Here is a 23,389-nt window from a genome sequence, read left to right as displayed (position 1 = left end):
GCCGTGCGGCGGGGTCCCCCGGCGGGCACGCCTGCTGCACCGTGCCGGTCCTTTGGTGTCCTTTCCGTAAACCACCCCGTCGGTGCACTGCGCGGTTCGCGGTGAGGAGAGACGATTCTCTTCACATCTCCGTGAGTCGTGAGGAGCCTTCTTTGCGCAGAGACGCCACACCCCGGCGCTACCTGATGTGCCCACCCGCACACTTCAAGGTCACGTACTCCATCAACCCGTGGATGGACCCCGCGAAACCGGTGGACCTGGCCCTGGCACAGGCCCAGTGGGAGGACCTCCGGGACCGCTACCGCGCCCTCGGCCACACCGTCGAGACGCTCGTACCGGATCCCGCGCTGCCCGACATGGTCTTCGCGGCGAACGGCGCCCTCGTCGTGGACGGCCGGGTGCTCGGTGCCCGGTTCGCCTATCCGGAACGCGCCGCCGAGGCGGAGATCCACCTCGACTGGTTCCGGTCCCACGGCTTCCAGGACGTCCACGAGCCGTCCCATGTCAACGAGGGGGAGGGCGACTTCGCCGTCACCGCGACCTACATCCTGGCCGGCCGCGGCTTCCGCTCCAGCCCGCTCTCGCACGACGAGGCCCAGGAGTTCTTCGGCCGTCCGGTCATCGGCCTCGACCTGGTGGACCCGCGCTACTACCACCTGGACACGGCGCTGTGCGTCCTCGACGGCGACGAGGTCATGTACTACCCGCCGGCCTTCTCGCCCGGCAGCCGGTCCGTGCTCAAGCGGCTGTTCCCGGACGCGTTGATCGCGGACGGGGAGAGCGCGGCGGCCCTCGGCCTGAACGCCGTCTGTGACGGCAGGAACGTCCTGCTGCCGCAGGCGGCGACGGGACTGTTCGCCCCGCTGCGCGAGCGCGGGTTCGAGCCGGTCCCGATGGACCTGGGCGAGCTGCTCAAGGGCGGCGGCAGCGTCAAGTGCTGCACCCAGGAGCTGCGGATGTGACGCGGGCGCCGGGTCAGCTGCCCGGCGGCCACTCCCGGCCCCAGTCGGCGTCCCGCGCCGCCTTGTAGAGGTCACCGTGGCGCTTGGTCACGGTGGCCCGGGTCAGCCCCGCCGAAGGACCCTCCGAGGGACCGCACAGGTCCAGCAGGACGAGCCCCTTCCGGATCTGCGGCTTCCGCGTGATCCGGAAGGGAGCCGGCTCCACCGGGAAGCGGGTCGCCGCCACATAGCTGAACTTCTCGTCCTCGTACGGGAGGGAGCCGCCCTTGACCTGGCGGTGCAGCGAGGACCGGCTCACCCGCGCCGAGAAATGGCACCAGTCCCGCCCGACCTCGATCGGGCAGGTGCCGTCGTGCGGGCAGGGCGCCGCGACCCGCAGCCCGGCCCCGATCAGCTGCTCCCGGGCCTCCCGTATGCGCAGGTACCCCTCGGGCGTGCCCGGCTCGATCAGGACCACCGCCTGTCCGGCGCGGGCCGCCTCCGCGACCACCGCCCGGCGCGCCTCGGGGGTCAGCTCGCCCAGCACGTACGAGACGGTGACGAGGTCCGCCTCGGGAAGCGCCAACCCGGCTCCGATGACGGCCCGGCGCCACTCGGCGCCGCGCAGCACCGCCGAGGGAGAGGAGGCGGCCAGCTCCCGGCCGAGCGCGAGCGCGGGTTCGGCCCAGTCCAGCACCGCGGTGGTCCGCGGGCCGTCCCAGGTGGCGTCCACCGCCCAGGTCGCCGCGCCGGTACCGCCGCCCACGTCGACGTGGGAGCCCGGCACCCAGCCCGGAGCGGCCTCGGCGAGCCCGTCCAGGGCGGCCCGTACCGCCTCGAAGGTGGCGGGCATCCGGTACGCCGCGTACGCCGCCACGTCCGAGCGGTCCCGCAGGACGGGGGCGTCGGTGGGGGTCTGGCCGCGGTAATTGGCGATCAGCCGCTCGACGGCGGCCGCGGCCTGCTTCGGCGGGAGCCCGTCGAGCAGTCCGCCCAGCGCGGAGCGGAGGGTGTCGGCGGTGGTGGGGGCAGAGGCCGAGGCGGAGGTGTTCACCACCGAAGTTTACGGCGCGGGGGACGCCCGGTTCACGCCTGCGCCGGGCCGGCCGCCGTGGCCGCGGACCCGCGGTGCCGCCAGGGGCGGCACATCCCCGCGAAGCAGCCCGCCGCCAGCAGAGAGCACACCAGCTGCACCACCGCCATCGGCACGGCCGTCCCCTCGCCCGCGATGCCGACCAGCGGCGAGGCCACGGCCCCGATCAGGAAGGAGGAGGTGCCGAGCAGGGCCGAGGCCGAGCCCGCCGCGTGCGGGGTGCGCATCAGGGCCAGCGCGTTGGTGTTCGGCAGGACCACGCCCATCGCCGACATCAGCACGAAGAGCCCGGCCGCGATCGGGACCAGCCCCACCTTCCCGAACACCCCGGACGCCATCAGCAGCAGGCCCACCGAGGCGGCCGTGATCACCGCGAGTCCGCCGGCCAGCACCTTGTCGAGGCTGACCCGGCCGACCAGCAGCTTGCCGTTGACCTGCCCGGCGGCGATCAAGCCGACCGAGTTCAGGCCGAACAGCAGACTGAAGGCCTGCGGCGAGGCTCCGTAGATCTCCTGCACCACGAACGGCGAGGCGGAGATGTACGAGAACAGCGCCGCGAAGGCGAAGCCGCCGGCCAGGGTGTACCCGGCGAAGACCCGGTCGGCGAGCAGGCCCCGCATGGTCCGCAGCGCGGAGCCCACGCCTCCGGTGTGCCGGCGCCCGGGCGGCAGGGTCTCGCCGAGGCTGCGCCCCACCACGAGGGTCAGGACGAGCCCGACGGCGGTGAGGACGACGAACACCCCGCGCCAGTCTGCGAACCGCAGGACCTGGCCGCCGATGAGCGGGGCGATGATCGGGGCCGCGCCGGAGATCAGCATGAGGGTGGAGAAGAAACGGGCCATCTCGACGCCGTCGTACAGATCGCGGACGACGGCCCGGGCGATGACGATGGCGGCCGATCCGGCCAGGCCCTGGAGCAGCCGGAAGGCGATCAGCAGCTCGGCGGTCGGGGCGAGGGCGCAGATGGCGGTGGCGAGGACGTAGACGGCCATGCCGGTCAGCAGCGGTCTGCGCCGGCCCCACTTGTCGCTCATGGGGCCGATGACGAGCTGGCCCACCGCCATGCCGGCGAGGCAGGCGGTGAGGGTGAGCTGGATGGTGGCGGCCGGGCTGTGCAGCGCGTTGGTGACCTGCGGCAGGGCCGGCAGGTACATGTCCATCGACAGGGGTGGCAGGGCGCTGAGCCCGCCCAGTATGAAGGTGACGAGCAGTCCGGTGCGGCGCGCCGTGGTCGCGGAGGCGGAAGCGGTGTCCGGAGCGGAGGACGTCCCGGAGGGTGTCTCGGGGGACGGCTCGTGCGAGGGGGCCGTCGAAGGGCCTCTCTCCGACATGGGACTCCTGTCTGTTCGTCAGGCATTTCGTCGTCTTTTCGTACCCCGGCCGACCCATGCTCTCAGCTATCGGAACGTCCGTGGGCGAATGGCGGAGGTGACGTACTCTGCGGCCCCATGAACGCACCTGGGAAGAAGACCGCCGTCGTGACCGGGGCCGGATCGGGCATCGGCCGCTCCGTGGCCCTCACCCTCGCGGGGGCCGGCTGGTCGGTGGCCGTGGCCGGCCGCCGCATCGAACCGCTGGAGGAGACGGCCCGGGCGGCCGGGCCCGACGCGGACGTCTTCTGCGTACGGGCGGACGTGAGCGACCCGGACGACGTGGACGCCCTCTTCGCCGCGGTCCGCGAGCGCCACGGCCGTCTCGACCTCCTCTTCAACAACGCCGGCACCTTCGGCCCGTCCGGAGTCCCGCTGGAGGACCTCGGCTACGAGGCATGGCGCTCGGTGGTCGACGTCAACCTGACCGGGGCGTTCCTGTGCGCGCAGGCGGCCTTCCGGCAGATGAAGGAGCAGGACCCGCAGGGCGGCCGCATCATCAACAACGGCTCGATCTCCGCGCACGTGCCGCGGCCGAACTCGATCGCCTACACGGCCACCAAGCACGCCGTGACGGGCCTGACGAAGTCCCTGTCGCTGGACGGGCGGCCGTACCGGATCGCGTGCGGCCAGATCGACATCGGCAACGCGGCCACCGAGATGACCGAGCGGATGCAGACCGGGATCCTCCAGGCCAACGGGCAGCTCGCGGTGGAACCGGTGATGGACGCGGCCGACGTGGCGCGGACGGTGCTGCACATGGCGGAGCTGCCGCTGGAGGCGAACGTGCAGTTCGCCACCGTGATGGCCACGGCCATGCCGTACATCGGGCGCGGCTGAGGGAATGGCGCGGGGCAGGGCGCAGTTGAGCCGATCATGACGACTGAGGCGACGGCCGCTCTGACGGCCGAGGTACTGCGCTACACCGCGTTCTCCGGCGACCCCTCGGGCGGCAACCCCGCCGGGGTCGTGCTCGACGCGAGCGGACTGGACGACAGCCGGATGCTGGAGATCGCCGCGGAGCTCGGCTACAGCGAGACGGCGTTCCTGACCGCCCCGCCCGCGACCGGGGGCCTCGGCGGGGCCCCGGGCCGGGCCTTCACGCTGCGCTTCTTCAGCCCCAAGGCCGAGGTGTCCTTCTGCGGGCACGCCACCGTGGCCACCGCCGTCGCGCTGGCGGAGCGGCTCGGCCCCGGGGAGTTCGTCTTCGCGACCCCCGCGGGCACGGTCCCCGTCTCGGTGACCGCCTCCGAGGAGGGCCTGCGGGCCGTGCTGACCAGCGTCGAGCCGCACACCGAGGACATCGACCCGGCGGACCTGGCCGAGGCGCTGGCCGCCCTCGACTGGCCGGCGGCCGACCTGGACCCGCGGTTCCCGCCCCGGATCGCCTACGCCGGGGCCCGCCACCTGGTGCTCGGCGCCGGCAGCCGGGCCCGGCTCGCCGACCTCGCGTACGACTTCGCCCGGCTGGAGGCGCTGATGCGGCGCCTGGACCTGACCACGGTCCAGCTCGTGCACCGGGCGGGCCCGGCCCTCTTCGACGTACGCGACCCCTTCCCGGTCGGAGGGGTCGTCGAGGACCCCGCCACGGGGGCGGCCGCCGCCGCGTTCGGGGCGTACGCCCGGGAGCTGGGCCTGGTGCCCGAGGAAGCGGTGCTCACCCTGCACCAGGGCGAGGACATGGGCCGGCCCGGGGTGCTCACGGTGGAACTGCGGGCCGGTGACCCGCGGGTGCGGGTGGGCGGCCGGGCCGTTCGCATCGGATGAGCCGCGGCGGGACGCCGCCGGGGACCGCGGTGCTCGCCTACGAGGAGGCCGCGCTGCCGCCGCCGCTGGCCGCGCAGATCGCCGCCCTGGAGGCGAAGGCCTGGCCCGGCGCCACCCCCGGCCACGACCCTGCGCTCGCCCCGCGGGCCATGGTGCTGCTGGACGGGGCCGGGGCGGTGGCGGCCTCGCTGGCGCTGCTGTTCAAAGAGATCCGGCACGCGGGGCGGACCTACCGGGCGGCCGGGCTGAGCGCGGTGGTGACCCGGGACGACGCGCGCGGCCGGGGGTACGGGGGCGTCCTGGTGGCTGCCGCGCGGACGGCGCTGGCCGCCGATCCGGCCGTCGACCTGGTGCTGTTCAGCTGCGACCGGCCGCTGGTCCCCTTCTACGAGGCGGCCGGGTTCGTCCCGCTGCCGGGGGCCGTGCTGGTGGGCGGGACGCCCGAGGAGCCGCTGGCCACCGACGCCCCCGGCTTCGACAAGCAGGTCATGGCCGATCTGCGGGACGGCGAGGTGTCCGCCTTCGCGGGGGCACGGATCGCGCTGTATCCGGGCCTGGTCGACCGCTTGTGGTGACGGGTGATGGTCGACCGCCTGTGGTGACGGCCTGGAACGCCCGCGGGGCCCGGACCGGGGGGATCGGTCCGGGCCCCGCGGCGTGGAGCGCTGCGGCTGGTGCTCAGGCCTTGGGCTCGGCCTCCGCCGGTACGCCCGCCGCCGTGGCCGGCGCGGGGGCCTTGCCGGCGAACCGCTGCAGGCCGAGGAAGAGCAGCACGGTCGGGACGAGGTAGAGCGCCCACACCGCGACCTGGAGCCAGGTCGGATCCGGCTGGAAGTTGAAGGTGCCCTTCAGCAGGGTCCCGTACCAGCTGTCCGGCGGGATCGCCGCGCTGACGTCGAAGGCCTTGTTCATGAGGCCGGGCAGGAACTCGGCCTCCTGGAGGTCGTGGACCCCGTACGCGAGCACGCCCGCGGCCACCACGATCAGCATTCCGCCGGTCCAGGTGAAGAACTTCGACAGGTTGATCTTCAGCGCGCCGCGGTAGAACAGCCAGCCCAGCAGGATCGACGAGCCGATGCCCAGCAGCACGCCCACCAGCGGCCCCGCACCGTCACCGGCGGCGTGCACCGACCGCCACACGAACAGCGAGGTCTCCAGGCCCTCCCGGCCGACGGCGAGGAACGCCGTGGTCACCAGGGCGCCCGTGCCCATGGCGAGCGCCGCGTCGAGCTTGCCGTGCAGCTCGCTCTTCAGATGGCGCGCGGTGCGCTTCATCCAGAAGACCATCCACGTCACCAGGCCGACCGACACGATCGACAGGCTGCCGCCGATCGCCTCCTGGGCCTGGAACGTCAGCTCCGAGGTGCCGAATTCGAGCGCCGCGCCGAAGGCGAGGCTGAGCGCGGCCGCGAGGCCGACGCCGAGCCACAGCGGCGCCAGCTTGTCCTTGTTGCCGGTCTTCACCAGGTACGCGATGAGGATGCAGACGACCAGGCTGGCCTCCAGCCCCTCGCGCAGGCCGATCAGATAATTGCTGAACACGTCGGTTCCCTCCTTCGTCCTGCGGAACTACGCGAACAGCGCCCGGCCCCACCAGTCGTCCTTGTCGCGGACGCCCGGCGGAACGGCGAAGACGGCCGAACCCACGTGCTGGATGTACTCGTTGAGCACGTCGCTCTTGGCCAGGTTGCGCTGGATCGGGATGAAGCCCTTGCGGACGTCCCGCTGGTAGGCCAGGAAGAACAGGCCCGCGTCGAGCCGGCCCAGTCCGTCCGTGCCGTCGGTGAAGGAGTAGCCGCGGCGCAGGATCGTCGCGCCGTTGTTGCTGTCCGGGTGTGCGAGGCGGACGTGCGCCTCCGGCTTCATCGCCTTCAGGAACGGCTCGTCGCGCTCCTTGGACTTGCCGACCGGCGCGCCCTCGGCCTTGTCCCGGCCGAAGATGTCCTCCTGCTCCTGGAGCGGAGTGCGGTCCCAGATCTCGATGTTCATCCGGATCCGGCGGGCGACCAGGTAGGAGCCGCCGGCCATCCAGGCCGAGCCGCCCTTGGCCTCGTCGGACACCCACACGTGCTTGTCGAGCGCGGCGGTGTCGGTGCCGGAGATGTTCCGGGTGCCGTCCTTGAACCCCATCATGTTGCGCGGGGTCTGCTCGTCCGGGGTGGTCGAGGAGGTCTTGCCGAAGCCGAGCTGCGACCAGCGCACCGCCGTCTTGCCGAAGCCGATGCGGGCGAGCTGGCGGATCGCGTGCACCGCGACCTGCGGGTCGTCCGCGCAGGCCTGCACGCAGAGGTCGCCGCCGCTGCGCGCCGGGTCCAGGTTGTCGCCGGGGAACAGCTCCAGGTCGACCAGGGCCTCCGGGCGCCGGTCCTCCAGGCCGAAGCGGTCCTTGGCGAAGAGCGAGGGGCCGAAGCCGATCGTCAGGGTCAGCCGGGACGCCTTGAGGCCGAGCGCCTCGCCGGTGTCGTCCGGCGGGGCCTCGGGGAGGCCGCCGACGGCGCCCTCGCCGACCGGCAGGCCCGCGGTCATCCGCTCGGCGGCCCGGGTCCAGTCCTTGAGGAGCTGTACGAGCTCGGCCCGGTCCTTGGTCTTCACGTCGAACGCGGCGAAGTGCAGCCGGTCCTGGACGGCCGAGGCGATACCGGCCTGGTGGACGCCGTGGAAGGGCACCGCGGCGCCGCTGAGCGCGGCCGGCACCGGGTCCGTGGCGGAGGTGAGCGCGGCGACCGTGCCGCCCGCCGCGGCGGCGCCGAGGGCGAGCCCGGCGCCTCCCCAGCCGAGCAGGGACCGGCGGGAGGGCCCGGCGGCGGCCCCCGCCTCGGCGGCGGGCGCGGACGCGGCCTCGGTGGTCGTGCTGGTGTCTTCGGACATGGCGGGTACCCCTGCTACGCGATGCGTTACTTGGCGACGGCGGCGGCGAGCTTGGACAGCGGCTCACCGAGGGCGCTGACGGCGTCGGACAGCTCCTTGCGCTGGTCCTGGCCGACGGTCTCGTACGACGCGAACTCGTAGGTGTTCTTGTCGGCGCGGTACTTGTCGAGCAGCGTGTTCATCGCGGCGAACTGCTTGTCGAGCTCGGTGGCCAGCGCCGGGTCGTTCTTGGTGGTGACGGGCTTCAGCAGCTCGTACGCCTTCTGCGCGCCCTCGACGTTGGCCTTGAAGTCGACGAGGTCGGTGTGGCTGTAGCGCTCTTCCTCGCCGGTCACCTTGCCGCTGGCGACCTCGTCCAGGAGCTCCTTGGCGCCGTTCGCCATGGAGGTCGGGGTGATCTCCGCCGTACCGATCTTCTTCTGCCACTCGGTGACGTCGGTCATCAGCTGGTCGGCGAGCTTCTTCTCCTCGTCGCCGATCTTGTTCTCGGCCCACAGCGCCTTCTCCAGGCGGTGCCAGCCGGTCCAGTCCTTCGCCGGGTCCTGGCCGGCCTCCAGGCCGTCCTCGCGGACGTCGATCTTCGGGTCGATGTCGCCGAAGGACTCGGCGACCGGCTCGGTGCGCTCCCAGCCGATGCGCGAGGGGGCGTAGGCCCTCTTCGCGGCCTCGACGTCACCGGCCTTGACCGCGTCGACGAACGCCTTGGTCACGGGCAGCGACTCGTCGGCCTGCGCCTGCACGTACTTGCGGTACTCGGCGACGGCCGCGTCCAGCTCGGGGCTGCGCTTCTCGGTGCCGCCGCTGCCGGTCGCCTTGACCTTCTGGCGTATGCCGTCGCCCTTCATGCCGGGCTTGCAGGCGATCTCGTACTCGCCCGCCTTGATCTCGGCGGTGATGGAGGCCTTGGTGCCGGGGCCGATGTTCTCGCGCTCGGCGACGATCCGGTCGTCCGGGAAGAGGACGTAGACCTCGGTGACCTTCGCGCCCTTGTTCTCGACGTCGATGGTGACCTTGCCCGCGGGGAATTCCGTCTTGGAGACCTCGCACGCGCTGTCCGAGGCGGCGACCTTGACGGCTTCGCTGCCCGCACCGCTCTTCTCGGCGCATCCGGTGACGGCGGTGAGCGCGGCCACCGCGGCGGCCGCGGTGAGGACGGTGAGGCGGGCGGGGCGCATGTGGGCTCCTGGCGGGTCTGGCGTTCGGCAGACGACCGCCCCGATCAGGAGGGGCGGTCGGTGAGGCGGACCTAACTTAACCGAGGCTTACCTGACCCATGCCCGCGCGTCCAGTGATTCAGCACACACCTACGACCGGCGGACACGGGCCCGTCACGGCCCCTCCAGGTCCACCCCATGGAAAGGTAAAGCACTGGTCAAGTCCGGGGGCCGTGCTTGAATGCCCGGGTGAACGATCTCGATGTGCTCAAGGTCTTCTGCGCGGGTGACGGCAGCCACGGCAACCTGCTCGGCGTCGTGCGCGACGGCCGGACCTGCCCCGGCGACGAGGCCCGCCAGGCCCTCGCCGCGGAGCTCGGCTACAGCGAGACGGTGTTCGTTGACGATCCCGAGCGCGGGATCGTGGACATCCGCACCCCCGGTACGCGCATGTCCTTCGCGGGCCACCCCCTGGTCGGGCTCGCCTGGCTGCTGGACATCGAGGAGCTCCAGCCGCCCGCCGGCTCCGTATGGGCGCGCGACGACGGGGAGTTCACCTGGATCACCGCCCGCGCCGAATGGGTCGAGGGCAAGCGCACCGAGCAGTACGCGAGCCCCGCCGAGGTCGAGGCGCTGCCGGCGCCGCCGCCCGGCGAGGGCTGGCTGTACGCCTGGGCCTGGGAGGACGAGGCGGCGGGCCGGATCCGCGCCCGCGGCTTCCCGCGCCGCGCGGACGGGATCGTCGCCGAGGACGAGGCCACCGGCTCGGCGGCCATCCTGCTGACGGCCCAGCTGAACCGCGCCCTGAACATCACCCAGGGCGCGGGCTCCCAGATCCTCACCGCCCCCGGCCCGGACGGCACGGTCGAGATCGGCGGGCGGGTGCGGTTCGCCTCCCTGCCGCAGGCCCGGACGGACGTCGGGGCGGGGACCGGGGACGGCTCCGCCCGGAGCTGACCGTGTACGCGCGGGCGCGGTCGATCGTTTGCACGGGTACCCGGTTGACCGTGGACGCACGGGACGCGGCCCCCGCCGGCCGGCCGGGGCTGCTCAGGCGCTGAGCGGGAACTCCCGGCCCAGCTCGCGGAAGACGGCGCCGTTGTACTCGAAGGCGCGCTTGCACTCCTCGATGATGCGCTGCTTCTCCAGGTCGTCGGCGGCGATGGCGTCCAGCAGCTCCCGGTAGGACCGCTTGAAGGCCGCCGGGTTCGCGATGTCCGCGAAGACGTAGAACCGGACGCCGTCGCCCTTGCGCGCGAAGCCCCAGGTCCGCTCCGCCTTGTCCCGGATGATCTGGCCGCCGGAGAGGTCGCCCAGGTAGCGGGTGTAGTGGTGCGCCACGTACCCGCCCGGCCAGGTCGCGGCGCACTGCGCGACCCGGGCCGCGTACGCCCCGGTCGCGGGCAGCGCCGTCAGGCCCTGGCGCCAGCCCGGCCCGCGCAGGTGCGCGAGATCGCGCTCGATCTCGGCGAGGCGCATCAGCTCGGGCCGTATGAAGGGGCCCGCGACCGGGTCGTCGCGCAGGGAGTCGGCCCCGTCCTCCAGCGCCCGGTACACGAACCAGAGCTGCTCGGTGTAGCGCGCGTACGCAGCGACCCCGAGCCGGCCGCCGAGCAGGTCGCTCATGAACGTCGAGGTCTCGGCCTCGGTGTGCTGCTCGTGCGAGGCGACACGGATGGCCGTGGAAAAGGCGTCCAAGGCGAACCTCCGGGAGCACATGGGCTTGGGCCCTCAGCCCATGTGTTCCCGACAGGCTGTCGGCAAAACGCGTGCGGGGCGACTTCTCGTCGCCGGGCGGCGCTAGGGCAGGGTGAGGATCTCGGCGCCCGTGTCCGTGACCACCAGGGTGTGCTCGAACTGCGCGGTGCGCTTGCGGTCCTTCGTGACGACCGTCCAGCCGTCCGCCCACATGTCGTACTCGTGCGTGCCCAGCGTCAGCATCGGCTCGATCGTGAAGGTCATCCCCGGCTCGATCACCGTGGTGGCGTGCGGGCTGTCGTAGTGCGGGATGATCAGGCCGGAGTGGAAGGACGAGTTGATCCCGTGCCCGGTGAAGTCCCGGACCACCCCGTAGCCGAAGCGCTTGGCGTACGACTCGATGACCCGGCCGATGACGTTGATCTGGCGGCCCGGCTTGACGGCCTTGACGGCCCGGTTCAGGGCCTCGCGGGTGCGCTCCACCAGCAGGCGCGACTCCTCGTCCACGTCCCCGCACAGGTAGGTGGCGTTGTTGTCGCCGTGCACGCCGCCGATGTATGCGGTGACGTCGAGGTTCACGATGTCACCGTCGCGCAGGACGGTGGAGTCGGGGATGCCGTGGCAGATGACCTCGTTCACCGAGGAGCACAGCGACTTCGGGAAGCCCCGGTAGCCCAGCGTCGACGGGTAGGCGCCGTGGTCGCACATGTACTCGTGCGCGACCCGGTCCAGCTCGTCGGTGGTCACCCCGGGGGCGATCAGCTTGGCGGCCTCCTCCATCGCCTGGGCGGCAATGCGGCCGGCGATGCGCATGGCCTCGATCGTCTCGGCCGACTGCACCTCCGGTCCGGTGTACGGAGTGGGCGCGGGCTTGCCCACGTACTCGGGCCGGCGGATGTTTCCGGGGACGGAACGGGCGGGAGAGAGCTCGCCTGGTACGAGCAGCGACTGGCCAGACATGCAAGCGAGTGTATCCAGCGGCGATGGGGCAGGCTGGCGGCAGAGAGCGCAGCGAGCGGCACTGAGAGGAGCCTGACGGCGATGGCCCTGTTCAAGAAGCGTCAGACCGGCAAACCGGGCGAGTGGTACTACTGCCTGGTGCACCAGAAGGTCGAAGAAGGCCCCGAGTGCCCGGCGAAGGACCGTTTCGGCCCGTACTCCACGCCCGCGGAGGCCGCCCACGCCATGGAGACCGCCCAGGAGCGCAACCTCGAATGGCAGAACGACCCCAAGTGGAACGACGCGTCCCGCGAGGAGGACGAGGGCACGAGCGCCCCGTAGCCGTAGCCCTGGTAGGCGCCGTAGCCCTGGTAGGCGGAGGGGGAGCCGCCGGTCACCAGCGGTTGGGCGGCGGGGCGGTCAGCTGGTCGGCCAGCCGCGCCAGCCGGTCCCGCAGCCTCCGCGGCCCCCGCTGCACCGGCAGGCTGTTCTCCCCGGCCGCCGCGCTGACCAGGTGCTGCACCGTGTCCAGGTCCAGCTCCGCGACGCCGGCCGGCACCGACAGACCCTCGTGCGCCAGCGCGGCCAGATCCGGATCACCGCCGTCCAGGGACAGTACGGTCGCCCCGGCGCGGCGGGCGTCGTGCACCCGCTCCAGCAGCCCGGCCCCCGGCTGCTCCGGAGCCACCACCAGCAGCGCGTGCCCGCGCCGGGCCGCCGCCAGCCGGCTCAGCCCCACCGAGAGGTGCGGCGGCTCCCCGGGCCGCACGTGATGGCGTACGAGCGTGGGCGCCAGCTCCGGCAGCCCGCACCAGGCGGCCTCGTCCACCAGGTGCGCCGCCAGGTGCCACGGCTCGTACTGCTCGGTCCCCACCAGCAGCAGCTTCCCGCCGGCCGGAACGACGGAGCGCCGCAACGCCCCGGCGAACCGCCGCGCCGCTCCCGGCCACTGCGTACCGGCGAGCACCTCGCGCAGCAGCGCGACCCTGACGGCATCCATACCGGCATCCTGCACCAGGCAACGGACATACAGGAGCGGTTCCGTCCTCTTGGACTGTTCGACTCGCGGCGTCCCGGCATTACCCTCGCCCCCATGACCTCCACAGACAGCACTCAGAAGCCCGCCGCCAAGGACCCGTGGGACCTGCCGGACGTCTCCGGGCTCGTCGTCGGCGTCCTCGGCGGCACCGGTGACCAGGGACGGGGCCTGGCCTACCGGCTCGCCCGGGCCGGCCAGAAGGTGATCATCGGCTCCCGAGCCGCCGAGCGCGCCCGCACCGCCGCCGACGAACTGGGACTCGGCGTGGAGGGCGCGGACAACGCCGAGTGCGCGCGGCGCAGCGACATCGTGATCATCGCGGTGCCGTGGGAGGGCCACGCCAAGACCCTCGAAGCCCTCCGCGAGGACCTCGCGGGCAAGCTCGTGGTGGACTGCGTCAACCCGCTGGGCTTCGACAAGCAGGGTGCGTACGCCCTCCAGGTCGAGGAGGGCAGCGCCGCTCAGCAGGCCGCGGCCCTGCTCCCGGACTCCCGCGTGACGGCGGCCTTCCACCACCTCTCGGCGGTCCTCCTCCAGGACGAGTCGGTGGAGGAGATCGACACCGACGTGATGGTCCTCGGCGAATCCCGCGCCGACACGGACATCGTCCAGGCCCTGGCGGCCCGTATCCCGGGCATGCGCGGCGTCTTCGCGGGCCGCCTCCGCAACGCCCACCAGGTGGAGGCCCTGGTGGCCAACCTGATCTCCACCAACCGCCGCTACAAGGCCCACTCGGGCCTCCGCATCACGGACGTCTGACCCACCGGCCGGCCCCCGGCGACCCCGCCCCGCCCGCCCCGCCCTGCCCGGCCCCCCGAAGCCCGCCGTGCAGGGCGCCGGCGTCCGGCCTTTACGGGGGCACGGCGGGGGATGGGAGACACTGGAGGGGCTTGACCCCGTTCCGTGTCGCCGAGGAGCTGTGCCCCATGCCCCGCCTTGCCGTGTTCGCCCTGGTCGCCTGTGCCCTGTCCGTGGCCGCCGCCGTCGTCGCTTTCGTGGAGGGCAGCTTCCTGGGCATCGTGTGGGTGCTGATGGCCGGGGTCACGTCCAACATGGCCTGGTACTACATCCGCAAGGCGAAGGCCCGGAAGGCGGCCGGCTCCGCGCGCACGTCGTAGCCGCGGCCCTTACAGCCGTCGCAGGTTGCGGTCGAGGACGGCGCGTACCCGGTCCACGTCGGACGGGTCCTGCGCGCCGCGCTTGGGCAGTGCGAAGTACATGCGGGTGCGCCGGGTCGTGAGGACGAAGAGCTCCTCCGTCTCGAAGTACCACGGGAACGCGTGCCATTCGATGCTGCTGGACAGCTCCCCGCCCGTGGTGGTCAGACCGTCGTCGCCGACCACCGTGCGGCAGGTCCCGTACCCCTGCGTGTCCTCGTACTGCTGCCGACCGAGGCGGGCCAGGGTGCGGGGGATGACCACCAGCGAGGCAAGGGTGACGGAGACGAGCACGAAGCCCGTCGCGAGGGGCGCGAAGCCCTTGAACTCCGAGACGGCCGGCCCGAGTGCCGGGCCCACGGCCAGCATGAGGAGAAGCCCCCTGCGCCCGGGCCACGTCCCGACTGGAAGCGCCGGACCGCCGCCTCGTAGTCCTGCGGTGTCGGCTCGTAGACGAACGCGACGGCCGTGGCCGTGACCTGGCCGTCCTGCTGTATGTGGTCCCCACCCTTCAGTCCTGCGGGACGGCGCAGAAGCCGTTGGTGTCCTGCCAGAAGCGGTAGAAGTCGCGGCCGCAGAAGGTGTCCAGGTCGGACACGCCCAGCGCCGACAGCAGGTCGCGGACCACGTCGAAGAAGAAGCCGTTCACCTCCGGGATCCACAGCAGCGCGAAGACGGCGATCAGCCCGAACGGTGCCAGGGGCGCCACCTCGCGGCGGACGCGGTACGAGAGCCAGGGCTCGATGATGCCGTAGCCGTCGAGGCCGGGCACCGGCAGGAAGTTCAGGATCGCCGCCGAGACCTGGAGCAGTGCGAGGAAGGCCAGCGCGAAGCGGAACGGCTGGGGGACGCCGTCCAGGGCGTTCAGCCAGAACGGCGCGGTGCACACGACCGCGAAGGCCACATTGGTCAGCGGACCCGCCGCCGAGATGAGGCTGTGCTTCCAGCGGCCCCGGATCCGGTCGCGCTCGATGTAGACCGCGCCGCCCGGCAGGCCCAGCCCGCCCATGATCACGAAGATCACCGGCAGGATGATGCTCAGCAGCGCGTGCGTGTACTTGAGCGGGTTCAGCGTCAGGTAGCCCTTGGCGCCGACCGTGAGGTCGCCCGAGTGCAGGGCGGTGCGGGCGTGGGCGTACTCGTGCAGGCACAGCGAGACGATCCAGGCCGACGTCACGAAGAGGAAGACGGCCAGTCCGGCGCTCGCCGCGTACCCCGTCCACACCGCCCAGCCCGTGACCGCCATGACGGCGACGATGCCGAGGAAAACGGAACTGATCCGCCGTTCACTGCGATTGCCCTGATGACCCATGCGGCGAAACCTACCCCGGGCCGTGGGCCGTCCGGGGTGCGGGGCCGGGGACAATGGGCCGGTGCGCTACGCGATTCTCGGCACCGCCCAGGCCATCCGCGACGACGGGACCACCGTCGCCGTCGGCGGAGCGCGCCTGCGGGCGCTGCTGACCGCGCTCGCGCTGCGGCCCGGGCGGGCCGTTCCGGTGCACCTGCTCGTCGGCGAGGTGTGGGACGCGGACCCGCCGGCGGACGCCCCCGCCGCCCTCCAGGCGCTGGTGGCCCGGCTGCGGCGGGCCCTCGGGTACGCGGCGGTGCGCTCCGCCGAGGGCGGGTACCTGCTGGTCGCCGCCCGCGACGACGTCGACCTCTACCGGTTCGAGCGGCTGGTCCGGGCCGGCGCGCAGGCCGCGGACCCGGCCGAGGCGGCCGCCCTGTACGAGGAGGCCCTCGCGCTGTGGCGCGGCCCGGCGCTGGCGGACCTGCCGGATCCGGCCGCGGAGGCCGCGCGCTGGGAGTCGCTACGGCTGGACGCGCGCCGGGGCCGGCTCGCGGCGGCCCTCGACCTGGGCGAGGCGGAGCGCGCCCTGCCGGAGCTGACCGCCCTGTGCGCGCAGCAGCCGCTGGACGAGCCGCTCCAGGTGCTGCGCGTCCGGGCGCTGCGTGACGCGGGCCGGCCCGCGGAGGCGCTGGCCGCCTACGACGCGGTCCGCCGCGGGCTCGCCGACCGCCTGGGCACCGACCCGGGCCCGGCCCTCCGAGCCCTCCACCGCGAGCTGCTGACCCCGACAGCCGTGTCGGCCCCTGACCCGGCCCCGCTCCCGGACCCGGACCCGGTCCCGCTCCCGGCCCGGGTCCCGATATCCGCGCCCGCCGTCTCGACCGCCCTCGCGGCCCCGGGCGGGGCGGCTCCCGCTGCCCAGGCGGCTCCGGGCCAGGTGGCGTTGGGCTCGGCGGCTCCCGGCGCGGCGGCAACCCCCGGTCAGGCGGCAACCCCCGGTCAGGCGGCGCCCCGCGCGACGGCCGCAGCCGGCCAGGCCGGTCCCGGGCAAGGGGCGTCGGGGGAGGCGGGGTGGCTCGTTCCCCCCGGCCAGGGGAACCTGCGGGCCCGGCTGACCACCTTCGTCGGGCGGGAAGAGGACATCCGGGTCATCGGCGGCGACCTCGCCCGGGGGCGGCTCGTCACCCTGCTCGGCCCCGGCGGGGCCGGCAAGACCCGGCTGTCGCAGGAGGCCGCCGAAGCCCACGCCCGCGCCGGGGCGGCCTGGCCCGACGGGGTGTGGATGGTCGAGCTGGCTCCGGTCGACGACCCCGAGGACGTCGCCGAGGCCGCGCTCGCCGCGCTCGGCGCCCGCGAGACCAAGCTGCGCGGCGCCTCCGCCGAGGAACTGCGGGCGCTGACCGAACGCCCCGGAGACCGCCCGCTCGACCGGCTCACCGAGCACTGCGCCCGGCTGCGGCTGCTGCTGATCCTGGACAACTGCGAGCACGTGGTGGGCGCAGCCGCCGAACTGGCCGAGGAACTCCTCGCGAGCTGCCCCGGCGTACGGATCCTGGCCACCAGCCGGGAACCCCTCGGCGTGCCCGGAGAGTTGCTGCGGCCGGTGGAACCGCTGCCCGACCCCGTCGCGCTGCGGCTGCTCGGCGACCGCGGAGCCGCCGCCCTGCCGGGGTTCCGGGTCGCCGACGACCCCGACGCCGCCGCGGAGATCTGCCGCCGCCTGGACGGGCTGCCGCTCGCCATCGAGCTGGCCGCCGCCCGGCTGCGGCTGCTGACCCCGCGCCAGATCGCCGACCGGCTCGACGACCGGTTCCGGCTGCTGACCAGCGGTGCGCGTACCGTGCTGCCCCGCCAGCAGACCCTGCGCGCGGTCGTCGACTGGTCCTGGGAGCTGCTGGACGCACCCGAACGGGCCGTGCTGCGGCGGCTGTCCGTCTTCGCCGGCGGCTGCGACGCGGCGGCCGCCGAGGCCGTCTGCGCCGACGGCGACGCCCCGGACCCCGTCCACGCCCTCGACGTCCTGGACGTCCTCGGCTCCCTCGTCGACAAGTCCCTCGTCGTCGCCGCCCCCGGCCCCGACGGCGCGGGCATGCGCTACCGGCTCCTGGAGACCGTGGCGGAGTACGCGGGGGAGCGCCTCGGCGAGGTGCCCGGCGACCGCGAGGCCACCGAGCGCCGCCACCTCGTCCACTACCGGGAACTGGCCCGCACCACCGAGCCGTTGCTGCGCGGCCGCCACCAGCGGGCGGCGGGCGAGCGGTTCGCCACCGAGCACGAGAACCTCCGTACCGCCCTGCGCCGCGCGGTCGCCGCCCGCGACACCGACGAGGTGCTGTGCCTGATCCACTCCCTCGGCTGGTACTGGATGATGCACGACCTGCGGGCCGAGTCCCGCCACTGGGCCGATGCGGCCGCCGCGCTCGGCCCCGACCCCTTCCTGGCGCCCGTCGTCCCCGCCGAGCCGGTGTACGCGCGGCTCATCGACACGCCCCCGCCGTACGAGGGGGAGCTGCTGACCGAGGCCTGGCGCGGTATCCGCCTGGTCCAGCTGGCGGCCCGCGACCAGACCAAGGAGAGCTGGACCTCCCCGGACATCCGCCCCCGGGTCGAGGGGATCATCGCCGCCTACGCGCCCGGCCTGCCGCAGACCTGCTGGGCCCCGGGCTCGCTGTGGATTTTCGCCGTGATGATCGCCGGGGAGGTGGACCTGCTGCGACGGGCCATCAACGCCACCGTCGACGCGTGCCGCGAGCTGGAGCAGCGCTGGGAGCTGGCCGCCACCCTCCAGATGCGGGCCAACATCCTGGCGAACCGGGCCGACTGGGCGGGCGACGCCTCGCGCGACGCCGACGAGAGCCTGGCCCTGTTCACCGAGCTCGGCGACGACTGGGGCTGCGCCGAGGCCCTGTCCGCCCGCGCCGAGGCCCGGGAGAAGCGCGGCGAGTACGCGCTCGCCGCCGCGGACTTCCTGTCGGCGATCGAGTACGCCGAGCGGCTCGGCGCCCCCTCCCAGGTCACGGTGCTGCGGGTGCGCATGGCCGGGGTCCTCGCCGAGAGCGGCCGCGTCGCCGAGGCGGAGGCCCTGCTGACCGAGATCCTGCGCGTCCCGCGCTCGTACGGCAACGAGGCGCTGCCCGCGGCCCGCATGTTCCTGGCCGGCTGCTACGGCCGCACCGGGCGCATCCCCGAAGCCCGCGCCCAGCTCCAGCTGCTGCGCGAGGAGTTCGCCTTCGGCGCGTACGCCATCTTCGACGGCTTCCTGCTCGGCACCATGGCCTGGTTGGAGAACCAGGAGGGCAAGCACGCCGAGGCCCTGGAGCTGCTCCGGCAGGCCCTGGTCAGCGCCCAGGACCCGCTCGCCGTCATGGTCGCCCCGCAGCTGCCGGCCGTGTACCTGATGACGGCGGCGCTGTCGCACGTGAGTCTCGGCGGCCGGGAGCAGGCGTACGACGCCGCGCGGCTGCTCGGCGCGTACCGGACGCTGCTGCCGCCCCACCACTTCCCGGTCACCACGGAACGCGAGGACGCCGCCCGGGCCGAGGAGTTGGCCCGAGCGGCGCTCGGTGATGCCGCCTACGAGGCGGCGCATGCCGAAGGCGGCGGCCTCACCCTGGAGGAGGCCACCGCCCTCGTCTGATCCGGCCCCCGTGCGGGGACCGCCCGGGACGCGATCCGCGGCGGTCCGCCGCCCGGATCAGGTCTTCTGGCGGAACTTGCGCACCGCGAGCGGCATGGTGACCACCGTGATGGCGAGCGACCAGGCCAGGGTCACCCACACCGCGTGGGCGACGGGACCGCCGTTGATCAGGCCGCGCGCCGCGTCGGCCAGGTTGGACAGCGGGTTGTAGTCGGTGAAGGTCTGCAGCCAGCCGGGCATCGTCGACGGCGGGGCGAAGATCGAGCTGCCGAACTGCAGCGGCATCAGGACCAGCATCGCCATGCCCTGGACGGCCTGCGCCGTCTTCATCGTCAGGCCGAGCAGGATGAAGATCCACATCAGCGAGGCGCCGAAGACGGCGGACAGGCCGATGGAGAGGAACAGGTCGAGCACCGAGGTCTTGATCGACAGGCCGAGCATGAAGCCCACCGTGAGCAGGATCGCGATGGCGACCATCATCCGGCCGAGCTCGACGACGATCTTGGCGAGGAGCACCGACGACCGGGCGATCGGCATGGACCGGAAGCGGTCCATCACACCCTTCTTGAAGTCGTCGTTGACCCCGGTGCCGACCCCCATCGCGATGTTCATGCCCATCATCGCCATCAGGCCGGGGACCACGTAGTTGACGTACGCCTCCTGCTGGCCCTTGCCCGAGATCGCGCCGCCGAAGACGAACACGAACAGCAGCGTGAAGATGATCGGCATGAACAGGACGTCGAACATCGACTCGGGGTCCTGCTTGATCTGGAGGGTGTTGCGGCGCACCAGGGCGCCGATGTGACGCAGGTTGCCCCGCAGCCCGATCCGGCCGTCGTCGGGCAGGGCGGCCACCGCGGCGGCGGCCGGGGCGGCCGGGGCGGCGGTGGGGTCGGTGGTGGTGACGGTGCTCATGCCGCGACCTCCTCGGTCTTCTCGGTGGGAACGGACTCGGGGGCCTCGGTGGGCTTCTGGCCCGTGATGGCCAGGAACACCTCGTCCAGGCTGGGCAGGTACGTGCCGAGGTCGGCGATCGCATATCCGAGGGCCGCCAACAGGCCGATCACGGCGGTCAGCTGCTCGTCACTCAGGATCGGGACCAGCAGCACGCCCTCGTCCGGGACGGCCTGCGAGCCGGCCACGCCGTCGAGCCCGGCCTCCGCCAGCGCCCGGGCCATGCCCGGCAGGTCGGATGCGGCGACGGGGCGGATCCGCAGCGTCCGGCCGCCGACCCGGGCCTTCAGCTCGTCGACCTTGCCCTTGGCGATGACCTTGCCCTTGTCGATGACCGTGAGCTCGCTCGCGAGCTGCTCGGCCTCCTCCATGTACTGGGTGGTGAGCAGGACGGTGGCGCCCTCGGCGACCATCCGCTGCACCTCGTCCCACACCTCGTTGCGGGTGCGGGGGTCGAGGCCGGTGGTCGGTTCGTCCAGGTAGAGGACGGCCGGGCGGCCGATCATGGAGGCGGCCAGGTCGAGCCGGCGGCGCATCCCGCCGGAGTAGTGCATCGCGGCCTTCTTGGCGGCCTCGGTGAGCGAGAACCGCTCCAGCAACTCGTCGGCGCGGGACCGGGCGTCCTTGCGGGACAGGTCCAGCAGACGGCCGATCATGTAGAGGTTCTCCCAGCCGGAGAGCTTCTCGTCGACCGAGGCGTACTGGCCGGTGAGGCCTATCGTCCGGCGCAGCTGCCGCGGCTGGCGGACCACGTCGTACCCGGCGACCACGGCGGTCCCCGCGTCCGGGACGATCAGGGTGGACAGGCAGCGGACGAGGGTGGTCTTCCCGGCGCCGTTGGGGCCGAGGACTCCGAGGACCGTGCCCTCCCGGACGTCCAGGTCGACACCGTCCAGGGCCTTGGTCTCGCCGTAGTGCTTGACCAGCCCCCGCACCTCCACGGCGTGCGGGCCGCTCAGGGGATTCTTGTCGTTTCGCGTCATGTCCACCATGGGACCAGCCGTCACCGACAAAGCGCCGACAGCCGACCGACACCCGACCGACACCCGACCGACACCCGACCGACAGTCGACCGACGGTCGACCGACACGCGACCGGACCCCCGACCGACAGCCGACGAGCAGGCACACGAGAGCCCGCCGACGCGTCGTCGGCGGGCTCTCGGTCAGGCCCATGGGCCCGGGGGGCCGGGCCTGGTGGCAACCGGTGCCGTGCCTAGTGGAAGGCGTGTTCATCCTGCGGGAACGTTCCGCCGACCACGTCCTGCGCGAACGCCTTCGCGGCATCGCCCATGGTCGCGCGGAGGTTGGCGTACTGCTTGACGAACCGCGGCAGCTTGCCGCCGGTCAGGCCCATCATGTCGGTCCACACCAGCACCTGCGCGTCGCACTCGGCGCCCGCGCCGATGCCGACCGTCGGGATGTGCAGGGACCGGGTGACCTCGGCGGCCAGCTCGGCCGGGACGAGTTCGAGCACCACCGCGAACGCACCCGCGTCCTGCGCCGCCTTCGCGTCGCGCAGCAGCTGGTGCGCGGCCTCGTCGCCGCGGCCCTGCACCCGGTAGCCCATGGCGTTGACCGACTGCGGGGTCAGGCCCAGGTGGGACATGACGGGGATGCCGGCCTGCACGATCAGCTCGGTCTGGTGCAGCGAGCGCTCGCCGCCCTCCAGCTTCACCGCTCCGACCCCGGCCTCCTTGACGAGGCGCGTGGCACTGCGCAGCGCCTGCACGGCGCCCTCCTGGTACGACCCGAACGGCAGGTCGCCGATGACCAGCGCCCGGCGGGTGCCCCGTACGACGGCCGCCGACAGCAGGGTCATCTCGTCCATGGTCACGGGGACGGTGTTCTCGTAGCCGAGGTGGCAGTTGCCCATCGAGTCCCCGACGAGGATCACGGGGATGCCGGCCTCGTCGAAGACGGACGCGGTCATCGCGTCGTAGGCGGTGAGCATGGGCCACTTCTCGCCGCGCTCCTTGGCGAGCCCCAGGTCGCGGACGGTGATGCGACGGGTGCCCGTGCCTCCGTACAGGGTGGGGGAGGCGGCCTCGCGGGCAGGCGAAACGGCATGCGTCATTGCAAACGCTCCTTGATGTCATCTCGAGGCGCCCTCACGGCGTCCCCGGACTCACCCACCATGGTTGCACCTGTGCGGCCCCCCGCGAAAGTGGCGCGAAGACCGGTACGTCACACTCCCGGCCCACACCAGCGCCACTCCTGGCCCACTCAGGATCCCCGCCCGGCCGCCCCGGCGCGCGCCGGAGCCAATGTGCGCGTTTCGTGACAAGCGGAACCCCGGCCGCATGGCCGTTCGTCCTCCCGGACGTACGGCCGGAAGAACGGCACGGAACGCTGCGCCGATCGCCTAGGGTCAAGAGGCGGGGACGCAGCGCAAGCACGGCAGCGAGGGCAGTGGCATGGCACAGGCGTACATGACGGAGACGGGGAACGGCGGCTCGGAGCCCGAGGCCTCCGGATCCCGCTTCCGCCGCCGGCTCGCCGAGCTGCGCCGCGACCCGGGCATCTGGCGGCGCGGCATCGTCACTGCCGCCCTGGCCGCACTGCTCTCACTGATCATGATCTTCCACGCGGAGCTGCCCAACGACATCGGCAACCTGGGCAGCCTCACCGAGACCTTCCTGCCCTGGCTGGGCCTGGCCGTCCCGCTGCTCCTGGCGGCGGCGGTGGTCCGCAAGTCCGCGACGGCCCTGATCGCGATACTGCTGACGGCCGCCGTCTGGGTGAACCTGTTCGGCGGTCTGGTCACCGACAAGTCCGGCTCCGGCGGCAACCTGATGGTCGCCACGCACAACGTCGACGCCGACAACCCCGACCCGCGGGGCACCGCCCAGGCGGTCGCGCGGTCCGGGGCCGACGTGCTGGCCCTGACCGAGCTCAAGGGGAGCGCCGTCCCCGTCTACGAGAAGGCCCTGGAGGGGACGTACAAGTACCACTCGGTCGAGGGCACGGTCGGCGTGTGGAGCAAGTACCCGCTGGCCTCCAGCCGGCCCGTCGACATCAAGATGGGCTGGACCCGGGCGATGCGGGTCACCGTGCACACCCCCTTCGGCGACCTCGCCGCCTTCGTGGCCCACCTGCCGTCCGTCCGGGTCAAGTTGAACGCCGGCTTCACCGCCAACCAGCGGGACAACAGCGCCGACGCGCTGGGCGCCGCCCTCGCCGCCGAACCGCTGAAGAAGGTCATCCTGCTCGGCGACCTCAACGGCACCATGAACGACCGGTCCCTGTCCGAGATCACCTCGCAGGTCCGCTCCACCCAGGGCGCGGCGGGCGACGGCTTCGGCTTCAGCTGGCCCGCCCAGTTCCCGATGGCCCGGATCGACCAGATCCTCGTCCGCGGGGTCCGGCCGGAGGCCTCCTGGACCCTCCCGCGCACCGGCAGCGACCACCTGCCGCTCGCCGCGCGGCTGACGGTGTAGCGGCTGCCGCTGCCCCGTGCCCCGTGCTCCGTGCTCCGT

23 protein-coding genes are annotated in these 23,389 nt (G+C 73.0%); 10 read left to right on the top strand and 13 right to left on the bottom strand.

Translation table 11 applies throughout. The features are described 5' to 3' along the window. Positions 1-152 precede the first annotated feature (152 nt). On the top strand, positions 153-962 hold the full coding sequence (gene ddaH / locus AC0666_RS14705; protein WP_468967436.1) for a dimethylargininase: 810 nt from the start codon (positions 153-155) through the stop codon (positions 960-962). A gap of 13 nt (positions 963-975) precedes the next feature. Here ddaH and AC0666_RS14700 read toward each other — a convergent pair whose 3' ends face one another. Both AC0666_RS14700 and AC0666_RS14695 read right to left on the bottom strand, forming a co-directional pair. Further along, the gene (locus AC0666_RS14700; protein ID WP_478707685.1) at positions 976-1,995 is read right to left on the bottom strand and encodes a small ribosomal subunit Rsm22 family protein; all 1,020 of its coding nucleotides are present in this window, start codon (positions 1,993-1,995) and stop codon (positions 976-978) included. A 32-nt stretch (positions 1,996-2,027) separates the two neighbouring features. After that, positions 2,028-3,365 carry a multidrug effflux MFS transporter gene (locus AC0666_RS14695; RefSeq protein WP_468967433.1) on the bottom strand — a complete coding sequence of 446 codons (1,338 nt, stop codon included), beginning with the start codon at positions 3,363-3,365 and terminating at the stop codon, positions 2,028-2,030. Between the two features lie 117 nt (positions 3,366-3,482). On the opposite strand from AC0666_RS14695, the gene AC0666_RS14690 reads away from it, so the two are divergent. The 3 genes from AC0666_RS14690 to AC0666_RS14680 are packed head-to-tail and all read left to right on the top strand — an operon-like array spanning position 3,483 to position 5,746. Beyond that, positions 3,483-4,244: an SDR family oxidoreductase gene (locus AC0666_RS14690; protein ID WP_468967430.1), complete on the top strand. Its 762-nt coding sequence runs from the start codon at positions 3,483-3,485 to the stop codon at positions 4,242-4,244. A 36-nt stretch (positions 4,245-4,280) separates the two neighbouring features. Next, positions 4,281-5,171 carry a PhzF family phenazine biosynthesis protein gene (locus AC0666_RS14685; RefSeq protein ID WP_478707684.1) on the top strand — a complete coding sequence of 297 codons (891 nt, stop codon included), beginning with the start codon at positions 4,281-4,283 and terminating at the stop codon, positions 5,169-5,171. Beyond that, positions 5,168-5,746 (top strand): GNAT family N-acetyltransferase, encoded by a 579-nt coding sequence (locus tag AC0666_RS14680; RefSeq protein WP_478707683.1) that lies wholly within the window; start codon positions 5,168-5,170, stop codon positions 5,744-5,746. Before AC0666_RS14685 ends, AC0666_RS14680 begins: the two co-directional genes overlap by 4 nt. Before the next feature lie 103 nt (positions 5,747-5,849). On the opposite strand, the gene efeU is transcribed toward AC0666_RS14680, so the two are convergent. Genes efeU through efeO form a run of 3 tightly spaced genes read right to left on the bottom strand, consistent with a single transcriptional unit; the run spans position 5,850 to position 9,214 of the window. Then, the gene (gene efeU / locus AC0666_RS14675; protein ID WP_478707682.1) at positions 5,850-6,713 is read right to left on the bottom strand and encodes an iron uptake transporter permease EfeU; all 864 of its coding nucleotides are present in this window, start codon (positions 6,711-6,713) and stop codon (positions 5,850-5,852) included. A 27-nt stretch (positions 6,714-6,740) separates the two neighbouring features. Next, on the bottom strand, positions 6,741-8,039 hold the full coding sequence (gene efeB, locus AC0666_RS14670) for an iron uptake transporter deferrochelatase/peroxidase subunit (RefSeq protein ID WP_478707681.1): 1,299 nt from the start codon (positions 8,037-8,039) through the stop codon (positions 6,741-6,743). Between the two features lie 26 nt (positions 8,040-8,065). Continuing rightward, positions 8,066-9,214 (bottom strand): iron uptake system protein EfeO, encoded by a 1,149-nt coding sequence (efeO, locus tag AC0666_RS14665; protein WP_468967416.1) that lies wholly within the window; start codon positions 9,212-9,214, stop codon positions 8,066-8,068. A gap of 228 nt (positions 9,215-9,442) precedes the next feature. On the opposite strand from efeO, the gene AC0666_RS14660 reads away from it, so the two are divergent. Beyond that, on the top strand, positions 9,443-10,150 hold the full coding sequence (locus AC0666_RS14660; protein WP_468967413.1) for a PhzF family phenazine biosynthesis protein: 708 nt from the start codon (positions 9,443-9,445) through the stop codon (positions 10,148-10,150). 93 nt (positions 10,151-10,243) lie between these two features. On the opposite strand, the gene AC0666_RS14655 is transcribed toward AC0666_RS14660, so the two are convergent. Next, entirely contained in the window at positions 10,244-10,891 is a 648-nt protein-coding gene (locus AC0666_RS14655; protein ID WP_468967410.1) for a biliverdin-producing heme oxygenase, read from the bottom strand. A gap of 102 nt (positions 10,892-10,993) precedes the next feature. After that, positions 10,994-11,851 (bottom strand): type I methionyl aminopeptidase, encoded by an 858-nt coding sequence (map, locus tag AC0666_RS14650; protein WP_356850195.1) that lies wholly within the window; start codon positions 11,849-11,851, stop codon positions 10,994-10,996. Between the two features lie 81 nt (positions 11,852-11,932). Here map and AC0666_RS14645 point away from each other — a divergent pair, with 81 nt between their 5' ends. After that, a complete protein-coding gene (locus AC0666_RS14645) occupies positions 11,933-12,172 on the top strand; it encodes a hypothetical protein (protein ID WP_361718544.1) in 240 nt (79 codons plus the stop codon). 52 nt (positions 12,173-12,224) lie between these two features. Here the strand turns inward: AC0666_RS14645 and AC0666_RS14640 are convergent, their stop codons facing one another. After that, entirely contained in the window at positions 12,225-12,830 is a 606-nt protein-coding gene (locus tag AC0666_RS14640; RefSeq protein ID WP_468967406.1) for a hypothetical protein, read from the bottom strand. Positions 12,831-12,923: 93 nt separating this feature from the next. Between AC0666_RS14640 and npdG the strand changes: the two genes are divergently transcribed. Both npdG and AC0666_RS14630 read left to right on the top strand, forming a co-directional pair. After that, on the top strand, positions 12,924-13,628 hold the full coding sequence (gene npdG, locus AC0666_RS14635) for an NADPH-dependent F420 reductase (RefSeq protein WP_468967403.1): 705 nt from the start codon (positions 12,924-12,926) through the stop codon (positions 13,626-13,628). A gap of 167 nt (positions 13,629-13,795) precedes the next feature. Next, positions 13,796-13,987, top strand: a complete 192-nt coding sequence (locus AC0666_RS14630) for a hypothetical protein (RefSeq protein WP_356850189.1) — start codon at positions 13,796-13,798, stop codon at positions 13,985-13,987. Between the two features lie 9 nt (positions 13,988-13,996). On the opposite strand, the gene AC0666_RS14625 is transcribed toward AC0666_RS14630, so the two are convergent. Beyond that, positions 13,997-14,395: a YcxB family protein gene (locus AC0666_RS14625; RefSeq protein WP_468967398.1), complete on the bottom strand. Its 399-nt coding sequence runs from the start codon at positions 14,393-14,395 to the stop codon at positions 13,997-13,999. A 142-nt stretch (positions 14,396-14,537) separates the two neighbouring features. Further along, entirely contained in the window at positions 14,538-15,338 is an 801-nt protein-coding gene (locus AC0666_RS14620) for a site-2 protease family protein (protein ID WP_468967396.1), read from the bottom strand. On the opposite strand from AC0666_RS14620, the gene AC0666_RS14615 reads away from it, so the two are divergent. Beyond that, the gene (locus AC0666_RS14615; RefSeq protein WP_478707680.1) at positions 15,337-18,957 is read left to right on the top strand and encodes an AfsR/SARP family transcriptional regulator; all 3,621 of its coding nucleotides are present in this window, start codon (positions 15,337-15,339) and stop codon (positions 18,955-18,957) included. The genes AC0666_RS14620 and AC0666_RS14615 overlap by 2 nt on opposite strands. A gap of 57 nt (positions 18,958-19,014) precedes the next feature. Here AC0666_RS14615 and AC0666_RS14610 read toward each other — a convergent pair whose 3' ends face one another. From AC0666_RS14610 to panB, 3 genes are all read right to left on the bottom strand, one after another. After that, complete coding sequence (locus tag AC0666_RS14610; protein ID WP_468967390.1) at positions 19,015-19,872, bottom strand: ABC transporter permease; 858 nt, start codon at positions 19,870-19,872, stop codon at positions 19,015-19,017. Next, entirely contained in the window at positions 19,869-20,903 is a 1,035-nt protein-coding gene (locus tag AC0666_RS14605) for an ATP-binding cassette domain-containing protein (RefSeq protein ID WP_468584292.1), read from the bottom strand. Before AC0666_RS14605 ends, AC0666_RS14610 begins: the two co-directional genes overlap by 4 nt. A gap of 223 nt (positions 20,904-21,126) precedes the next feature. After that, positions 21,127-21,987 (bottom strand): 3-methyl-2-oxobutanoate hydroxymethyltransferase, encoded by an 861-nt coding sequence (panB, locus tag AC0666_RS14600; protein ID WP_468967387.1) that lies wholly within the window; start codon positions 21,985-21,987, stop codon positions 21,127-21,129. A 340-nt stretch (positions 21,988-22,327) separates the two neighbouring features. Here panB and AC0666_RS14595 point away from each other — a divergent pair, with 340 nt between their 5' ends. Beyond that, complete coding sequence (locus AC0666_RS14595) at positions 22,328-23,350, top strand: endonuclease/exonuclease/phosphatase family protein (RefSeq protein ID WP_361718568.1); 1,023 nt, start codon at positions 22,328-22,330, stop codon at positions 23,348-23,350. Positions 23,351-23,389 lie beyond the last annotated feature (39 nt).

This window comes from Streptomyces sp. NPDC043680 (genome assembly GCF_056436685.1).
The sequence above is the reverse complement of the archived record's forward strand: the minus strand, read 5'-3'. Positions and strand labels throughout refer to the sequence as shown.

What these genes read in the sequence shown, in the direction of transcription:
- map (WP_356850195.1), bottom strand. Translation starts at nt 11,851, where the DNA reads ATGTCTGGCCAGTCGCTGCTCGTACCAGGCGAGCTCTCTCCCGCCCGT.
- AC0666_RS14615 (WP_478707680.1), top strand. Translation starts at nt 15,337, where the DNA reads ATGCGGCGAAACCTACCCCGGGCCGTGGGCCGTCCGGGGTGCGGGGCC.
- AC0666_RS14630 (WP_356850189.1), top strand. Translation starts at nt 13,796, where the DNA reads ATGCCCCGCCTTGCCGTGTTCGCCCTGGTCGCCTGTGCCCTGTCCGTG.
- AC0666_RS14610 (WP_468967390.1), bottom strand. Translation starts at nt 19,872, where the DNA reads ATGAGCACCGTCACCACCACCGACCCCACCGCCGCCCCGGCCGCCCCG.
- AC0666_RS14595 (WP_361718568.1), top strand. Translation starts at nt 22,328, where the DNA reads ATGGCACAGGCGTACATGACGGAGACGGGGAACGGCGGCTCGGAGCCC.
- AC0666_RS14690 (WP_468967430.1), top strand. Translation starts at nt 3,483, where the DNA reads ATGAACGCACCTGGGAAGAAGACCGCCGTCGTGACCGGGGCCGGATCG.
- AC0666_RS14625 (WP_468967398.1), bottom strand. Translation starts at nt 14,395, where the DNA reads ATGCTGGCCGTGGGCCCGGCACTCGGGCCGGCCGTCTCGGAGTTCAAG.
- AC0666_RS14620 (WP_468967396.1), bottom strand. Translation starts at nt 15,338, where the DNA reads ATGGGTCATCAGGGCAATCGCAGTGAACGGCGGATCAGTTCCGTTTTC.
- efeO (WP_468967416.1), bottom strand. Translation starts at nt 9,214, where the DNA reads ATGCGCCCCGCCCGCCTCACCGTCCTCACCGCGGCCGCCGCGGTGGCC.
- efeB (WP_478707681.1), bottom strand. Translation starts at nt 8,039, where the DNA reads ATGTCCGAAGACACCAGCACGACCACCGAGGCCGCGTCCGCGCCCGCC.
- AC0666_RS14605 (WP_468584292.1), bottom strand. Translation starts at nt 20,903, where the DNA reads ATGGTGGACATGACGCGAAACGACAAGAATCCCCTGAGCGGCCCGCAC.
- AC0666_RS14695 (WP_468967433.1), bottom strand. Translation starts at nt 3,365, where the DNA reads ATGTCGGAGAGAGGCCCTTCGACGGCCCCCTCGCACGAGCCGTCCCCC.
- npdG (WP_468967403.1), top strand. Translation starts at nt 12,924, where the DNA reads ATGACCTCCACAGACAGCACTCAGAAGCCCGCCGCCAAGGACCCGTGG.
- panB (WP_468967387.1), bottom strand. Translation starts at nt 21,987, where the DNA reads ATGACGCATGCCGTTTCGCCTGCCCGCGAGGCCGCCTCCCCCACCCTG.
- AC0666_RS14640 (WP_468967406.1), bottom strand. Translation starts at nt 12,830, where the DNA reads ATGGATGCCGTCAGGGTCGCGCTGCTGCGCGAGGTGCTCGCCGGTACG.
- AC0666_RS14680 (WP_478707683.1), top strand. Translation starts at nt 5,168, where the DNA reads ATGAGCCGCGGCGGGACGCCGCCGGGGACCGCGGTGCTCGCCTACGAG.
- AC0666_RS14645 (WP_361718544.1), top strand. Translation starts at nt 11,933, where the DNA reads ATGGCCCTGTTCAAGAAGCGTCAGACCGGCAAACCGGGCGAGTGGTAC.
- AC0666_RS14685 (WP_478707684.1), top strand. Translation starts at nt 4,281, where the DNA reads ATGACGACTGAGGCGACGGCCGCTCTGACGGCCGAGGTACTGCGCTAC.